A 5977-nucleotide genomic window follows, 5' to 3' on the forward strand; every position below is an offset into this window, starting at 1 on the left:
TCGTACGCCACTGCCCGGAGGGCCCCTACGTCCCGCCCCCACGCACCGGCACACCTCGTCCCGGCGCACCCGTACACACCGCTCACCCCGGGGCGCCGGCCACGCCACGTACCGGCCACGCCGACACCCGCCGTCCCAGCGCCCCAGCGCCCCGCACGCCCCCTCCCCAGCCCACGCGCCCTTCGGCGCGCCGTCCTCGACCGGGCTTTCCGCCCGGCACCGCCGATGCTGGTGCTTCCCCCAAGGGCAAGGTCAACGGGCGGGCACCACGCCGTTCAGGAGTCCGCTGCCGCCAAGCGGCTCAGGGCGGCGGTGGCCAGGGCCTGGACGCCCATGGTGAGGGTGGGTTCGGGGACGGGGGCGAAGCGGGCCGAGTGGTTGGAGGGGATGTCCTGGGCCAGCCGGCCGGCGGCGAGGGCGGTATGGAACGCGTCGGGGTCCCAGCCGCCGAGCCACCAGTAGTAGAGGGGCGCTCCGGCGGCGGTGGCCAGTTCGCCGGCGTCCTCGCTGCCGGAGGCGGGGTCGTAGGGGAAGAGGCGTTGCTCGCCGAAGAACGCGGTCAGGGCGGTGTTGACCTCGGTGAGGGTGCGGTCGTCGTTGACGGTGACGGGGAAGGTGTCGAGGGCCTCGATGTCGGGTGCGCGGTCCGCCCCGGAGGCGGTGGCCTCGGCGCGGGCGATGCGTTCGATCGCGGCGAGGACGGCGGTGCGGACCCCGGGCTCGAAGGTGCGGACGCTGAGGCGGACGACGGCCTGGTCGGGGATGACGTTGGAGGCGTCCCCGGCGTGGAAGGAGCCGACGGTGACCACCACACGGTCCTTGGGCGCGACCTCGCGGGCCACGACGGACTGCACCCGCTGGACGAACGCGGCCGCCATGAGGATCGGGTCGACGGTGGTCTCGGGGCGCGAGCCGTGGCCGCCGGTGCCGTGGAAGGTGATCGCGAGGCTGTCGGAGGCGGCCATGCAGGCGCCGGGGCAGTATGCGATCAGTCCGGCGCCGAACGGGCCGACGTGCTGGGCGAGGACCACGTCCGGGACGGGCACCAGGCCCTTGCTGTAGAGGCCGTCGTCGAGCATGGAGCGGGCGCCGCTGCCGATCTCCTCGGCGGGCTGGAACAGCGCGATCACCGTGCCGGACCAGTGGTCGCGGCCTTCCGCCAGCAGGTCGGCGGCGCCCAGCAGGCAGGTGACGTGGATGTCGTGGCCGCAGGCGTGCATCCGGCCGGGGACGGTGGAGGCGTACGGGAGGCCGGTGCGTTCGGTGACGGGCAGGGCGTCCATGTCGGCGCGCAGCAGCACCACGGGCCCGGGGCCGTTGCGCAGCACACCCGTCACGCCCGTACCACCGATGCCGGTGGTGACGTCGTAGCCGTGGGCGGTGAGGCGGCGGGCGGTCTCGGCGGCGGTGCGGGTCTCCTGGAAGCCGAGTTCGGGGTGGCGGTGGAGATCCTTGTAGAGGTCTACGAGGTCGGGGAGGCGGTCGTCGAGGGGGGCCAGGACGGCGTCCCGGGCGGCGGGGGTCGGGTGAGGGCCAGGACGTGCGCTGTCGTGATCGCTCATGGGCGCATTCGACCACGGACGGGCGGACGGGTACACGGGGCGTCCGAGGGCGGGTCCGCACGGCGTCCGCGCTGCCCGGGGGGCCTGTGGCCTGCACCTGGCCGGAGTTGGCGGGTGCGGCCGGTACCCCCGTGACACCGGAGCCGGCTGCTGCCACCGTGATTGCCTAAGCTCACGTCGACGACCGGAGGCGGACGTTGGACACCCCACCACCCCACACCAGCGACGACCCCACCGACCTCGCCGCACGTCTCCTGGACCAGGCGATGGGCCATGTCCTGACCGCCGCCCTGCGCACCGCGGCCCGCCACCGCATCGCCGACCATCTCGCGCTCGGCCCGCGCACCCCGGCCCAGCTCGCGGACGCCACCGGCACCGAGGCGCCGGAGCTGCACCGCGTGCTGCGCCTCCTAGCCGCGCACGGCGTCTTCCGGGAGGACGCGGCGGGCGCCTACCGTCTGACGCCCACCGCCCGGCTGCTGCGCACCGACGTCCCCGACTCGCTGCACAGTGCGGTGCTGATGACGACCGACGACCTGTTCCTGCGTGCCTCGGCGGGCCTGGAGGACGCGGTGCGCGAGGGCGGCGCGAACGGCGAACGCCTTTTCGGCAAGCCGTTCGCCGAACATCTGGAGACCGACCCGGCGCTGCGCGACCTGGTCGACGACGGGACCGCCGCGCTCTCCCGTCAGGGGGACGAGGCCGTCGCCGAGGTGTACCCGTTCCCGTCCACCGGGACGGTCGTCGACGTCGGCGGCGGGCGCGGCGGGCTGCTGCGCGCCGTGCTGCGCCGCCACCCGGGGCTGACCGGCGTCCTCTTCGACCGGCCCGCACCGCTCGCCCGTCACCTCCTGGACGAGGAGGGGCTGGAGGGCCGCTGGCGCACCGAGCCCGGTGACTTCTTCACGTCGGTCCCCGAGGGCGGCGACGTCTACGTCCTCAAGCACGTGCTGCGCGACTGGCCGGACGACGCCTGCCGGCGGGTGCTGCGCGGCTGCCGGGCGGCGATGGCGGCGGGTGCGCGGCTGCTGGTCGTCGAGTGTGTGCTGCGGCCGGGGAACGGGCCGCACTTCGGCAAGACGATGGATGTGGCGCTGCTGCCGCTGGTCGACGGGCGGGAGCGCTCGGCCGAGGAGTTCGCCTCGCTGCTGGACGCGACGGGGTTCCGGCTGACGCGGGTGCTGCCGACGTCGGCGTTCGCCTCGGTGGTGGAGGCGGTGGCCGAGTAGGCGCCTCCGTACTCGGCTCCTGACGAGGCGTCGCCCCGGGCGTCACCCGTGCGCACGCGACACTCCGCTCCGGTCCGCCCCGTCCGCCGCTCGCGTGGCGAACCGGCGCGCACCGGGTTGTACTGGGGACGGTCCCCGCGCACCGGGCCCGGGGCCGCGCCGTGGAAGGAGCCCCGCATGTCCGGCGTGCCCCGCCCCACCAGAACGTCACCAGCGGGCCGCCCGCAGGCGCCGGGCACCGTCTGACGTGGGCAGGCCCGTACGGGTTCCGATGCGGCCGCGGCGGAGTGACGAGTCGCACCGCGTCTCGACGCCGCTGGAACTCTTCTTCGACCTGTGTTTCGTCGTGGCCATCGCCCAGGCGGGCCGGCAACTGGTGCACGCGCTCGCGGAGGGCCACCCGGGGCACGGCGTCACCGGCTATCTGATGCTGTTCTTCGCGGTGTGGTGGGCGTGGGTGAACTTCTCGTGGTTCGCCTCGGCGTACGACACCGACGACGTGCCCTACCGGGTCGTCACGCTGGTGCAGATCGCCGGGGTGCTGATCCTGGCGGCCGGGGTGCCGAGGGCGTTCGACCACGGGGACTTCCGGGTCGTGTGGTCCGGCTATGTGGTGATGCGGCTGGCGATGGTCACCCAGTGGCTGCGGGCCGCGCACGGCAGCCGGGGCGCGGAGCGGCGTACGGCGCTGCGGTACGCGGTGGGGGTGTGCCTGTGCCAGGTCGGGTGGCTGGGGCTGCTGTTGCTGCCGCCGGGCGGGCGGCCGTGGGTGTTCGTGGTGATGGCCGTACTGGAGATGTCCGTTCCGGCCCTCGCCGAACGGGACCGGCGCACGGCCTGGCATCCGCACCACATCGCCGAGCGCCACGGGCTGTTCGTCATCATCGTGCTGGGCGAGACGATCGCGGCGGCCACCGTCGCGGTGCAGTCCGCACTGGACACGCATGTGGCGCCGGGGGTCCTGCTGCCGCTCGCGGGCGGCGGTCTGCTGCTGGTGTTCGCGGCGTACTGGATCTACTTCGCGGTGCCCATCCACACCCATCTGGCCTCCAGCCGCCAGGCGTTCGTCTGGGGGTACGGGCACTACCTGGTGTACGGGTCGGCGGCGGCGATCGGCGCGGGCATCGAGGTCGCGGTGGAGGAGGCGACGGGGAAGTCCGCGCTGCCGGCGGTCGCGGCGGCGGCGTGTGTGACGGTGCCGGCCGCGCTGTTCATGGCCACCGTGTGGCTGGTCCACTCCCGGCACCAGAAGCGCGGGCCGCTCCAGCAGCTGGTCCTGCCGATATCCGCGCTCCTCGTCCTGGTCTGCACCGCCGCCGGGCGGCTCGCGGTCCTGGCGGCCGGTCTGGTGGCCTCCGCCACGGTCGCGGTGGGTGTCACGCTGACGGCGCGGCAGGGTGCGGCGGTGGCCGAGGAGCACTGACGGGGGTGGCGCCGGTCGCGGGGAGGTCCCCCGTGGGGGTGGCCCTCCGTGCCACCCGGAAGTGTGCCGAACTGCCGTACGGCACGGGGCGGATGCCCGTTCCGGCACCCGGTTCACCCGGCGTGACCGGCACGCCACGGTCGGTGTATACGAACTCGTAACCGCCTGCGGCGAGTTGATGTGGTTTCCAGCCATGTTCTGCCGCCGCCTCCGGGCCACCTACGCGCGTTCCCGCCCCTCAAACCCCCTCAATCCCTCGTCACCTTCCGCGAGTTTCGGACCCCGCCGTACCCGCCCCCTCCGTCATGGGCGAGAGTGGGCCCGGCACCGCCGCCCGCTCGCGGTAGGGTGCAGATTGCCCTTTTTATACCTAGGGTTCGTCCTTTCGTCCGTACCTGAGGAGACGCCAGCCATGGCCGCCCGCCACGCTCAGCCCCGCGCGCCCCGAGGTCTGTCCCGGCGCGGGAAAGCCGTGAGCGGTCTCGCGCTGACCACGTTGGTGGGCACCGCCCTGTGGGCCTGGCCCGCATCGGGCGACGACCACAACGCGCAGCCTGAGGCCAAGAACGGCACCCCCAAGACCGCGACACAACCGGACGCGGCGTCCGCGCCCGACGCCCTCACCAGGGTCTCGCGCTCCGTCCGCCGCATCCCCGGTCTGAGCGACGCCACCCTCAAGCGGATACCGGCGAACAGCCGCCAGGTGCTGGTCGTCACGGGCAAGGGCTCCGACTCGTACGCGTCCGACGTGGTGCTCTACACCCGCGCGGAGGGCTCGGCCGAGTGGCGGCCCGACGCGACCTGGGCCGCGCACAACGCCGCCCGCGGCTGGACCGGCGACCACCGCTACGGCGATCTGCGCTCCCCCGAGGGCGTCTACACCCTCACCGACGCCGGGGGCCGCCTGCCCCCGCCCAAGGGCACCAAGCTGCCCTACGACCACAACGAGAACTTCGTCGCCAACGGCACCGGTGTCGAGGGCGAACCCCTCGCCGGCGCCTTCGACTACGTCATCGCCATCAACTACAACCGGGTCCCCGGCACGTCCCCGCTGGACGGGCAGCGTCCGGAGGGCGAGGCCAAGGGCGGTGGCGTCTGGCTGCACGTCGACCACGACGGCCCCACCCAGGGCTGTGTCAGCCTCAAGCCCGCGGTGATGAAGGAACTCCTGCGGACCCTGGACCCGAAGCTCCACCCGGTCATCGTGATGGGGCCGGCCAAGGGGCTCTGAACGGGCCCCCGGCGACCGTGCGCGGCACCGGGTGCCAGGGGCCGGGTGCCGGCGCCGCGGTCTGCGTCCACCGAGAGGGCCCTTGTTCACCCGTACCGTGGTACTCGTTGACGCATGGCTGACGGACAGCAGGAGCAGGGCGGGCGGGACGCGCGCGCCATGACGCCCGACGCGCGCAGCGCCCACGACGGGACGGCCCGGCGGGACACCGCCCCCTCCCCCGGCCCGCACGACTCCCTCGTCGACGTCGCCGGCCTCCGCGTCGGCCACGCGCAGCGCGTCGGCGACGGCCGTCTCACCGGTACCACCGTCGTCCTGGCGCCCGTCGGCGGCGCCATCGCGGCCGTCGACGTGCGCGGGGGCGGGCCCGGCACCCGCGAGACCGACGCACTGGACCCGCGCAACCTCGTCCAGCGGGTGGAGGCGGTGGTGCTGACCGGCGGCAGCGCCTTCGGCCTGGCCGCCGCGACCGGGGTGGCCGAGTGGCTGGAGGAGCAGGGGCGCGGCTTCCGGGTCGGGCCCGATCCGGCGC

Annotated in this window: 5 protein-coding genes; 4 read left to right on the forward strand and 1 reads right to left on the reverse strand. The window is 74.3% G+C overall.

Features of this window, described 5'->3' with window-relative positions:
• Positions 1-275: 275 nt before the first annotated feature.
• Positions 276-1562, reverse strand: coding sequence for an amidohydrolase (locus AC51EU_RS25980; RefSeq protein WP_496269509.1), 1287 nt, complete (start codon positions 1560-1562; stop codon positions 276-278).
• 197 nt (positions 1563-1759) lie between these two features.
• Here AC51EU_RS25980 and AC51EU_RS25985 point away from each other — a divergent pair, with 197 nt between their 5' ends.
• From AC51EU_RS25985 to AC51EU_RS26000, 4 genes are all read left to right on the forward strand, one after another.
• The gene (locus tag AC51EU_RS25985) at positions 1760-2791 is read left to right on the forward strand and encodes a methyltransferase (protein ID WP_496269510.1); all 1032 of its coding nucleotides are present in this window, start codon (positions 1760-1762) and stop codon (positions 2789-2791) included.
• A gap of 271 nt (positions 2792-3062) precedes the next feature.
• Positions 3063-4214 carry a low temperature requirement protein A gene (locus AC51EU_RS25990; RefSeq protein WP_496269511.1) on the forward strand — a complete coding sequence of 384 codons (1152 nt, stop codon included), beginning with the start codon at positions 3063-3065 and terminating at the stop codon, positions 4212-4214.
• A 412-nt stretch (positions 4215-4626) separates the two neighbouring features.
• Positions 4627-5445, forward strand: coding sequence for a L,D-transpeptidase family protein (locus AC51EU_RS25995; protein ID WP_496269512.1), 819 nt, complete (start codon positions 4627-4629; stop codon positions 5443-5445).
• A 159-nt stretch (positions 5446-5604) separates the two neighbouring features.
• Positions 5605-5977 (forward strand): P1 family peptidase (locus AC51EU_RS26000; protein ID WP_496269513.1); only part of this gene is annotated, 373 nt, incomplete at its 3' end.

The organism is Candidatus Streptomyces philanthi, from assembly GCF_059553635.1.